This is a genomic window from Protofrankia sp. CiP1_Cm_nod4, assembly GCF_982290645.1.
On sequence record NZ_CEVIVC010000091.1, the window covers coordinates 18536 to 19604 of the forward strand.

Sequence of the window (1069 nt, forward strand, 5' to 3'; positions counted from 1 at the left end):
GGCCCACCGGCCCGTCCCGCCGCCGGGCCGGCTACGACGAAGAGATCACGAGGAAGAGCCTGCGCCATGGCCCGAGACCCCGTACTGGAAACACTGCGTGATGCGATCGGCGACACGCGCGTGCTGACCGACCCCGACATCGTCGCCGGCTACGTCGGAGACTGGACCGGGCGCTTCGTCGGGCGGACGGCCGCCGTCGTCCGCCCGACGAACACCGCCGGCGTGGCCGCGGTCGTCGAGACCTGCGCCCGGTACGGGGCCCCGCTGGTGCCCCAGGGCGGCAACACCGGGCTCGTCGGCGGCGGGGTCCCCACCCGTGGGGAGATCGTGCTGAGCCTGCGCGGGCTCACCGGCACCCTGTCCGTCGACACGGCGGCCGCGCAGGCCACCGCCGGTGCGGGGGTGCTGGTCAGCAGCCTGCACCGGGCGGCGTCCGCCGCCGGCCTCGCCTACGGCGTGGACCTCGCCAGCCGGGACAGCGCCACGGTCGGCGGCACCGTCGCGACGAACGCCGGCGGCCTGCGCGTCCTGCGCCACGGGGACACCAGGGCCCAGCTGCTCGGCGTGGAGGCCGTCCTGGGTGACGGCAGCATCGTCTCCCACCTCACCGGCCTGCCCAGGGACAACACCGGCTACCACCTGCCGTCCCTGCTCGCGGGCAGCGAAGGGACGCTCGGCGTGGTCACGGCGGTGCGGGTCCGGCTGGTACCGGCCACCCGGGCGCGGGCGGTCGGGCTGCTCGGCTTCGCCTCGGTGGAGCAGGCCGTGACCGCGGCATCCCTGCTGCGCAACGGCCTGCCCGCGCTCGCGGCCGCCGAGCTGATGCTCTCCCCCGGCCTGGAGCTGGTGATCCGCGCCTGCCACCTGTCCCGGCCGCTGCGGGGCCAGCACCCGGCCTACCTGCTGGTCGAGATCGCGGACGAGACCGGCGTCTACGCGGGAGGCGGCGTCACCGCCGGCGGCATCCCCGGCAGGAACATCGCGGGCCGGGGCGTCACCGGCGGCGGTGCCGGAGGTCCCGGGCGCCTCGGTGGCCTCGGTGGCCTCGGTGGTGCCGGGACGGGCGGGC

1 protein-coding gene is annotated in these 1069 nt (G+C 76.9%); it reads left to right on the forward strand.

What is annotated here, in order from left to right; all coding sequences use genetic code 11:
• Positions 1 to 66: 66 nt before the first annotated feature.
• The coding region (locus AC5LSR_RS16670) for an FAD-binding oxidoreductase (RefSeq protein WP_493468665.1) at positions 67 to 1069 on the forward strand (1003 nt) is incomplete at its 3' end.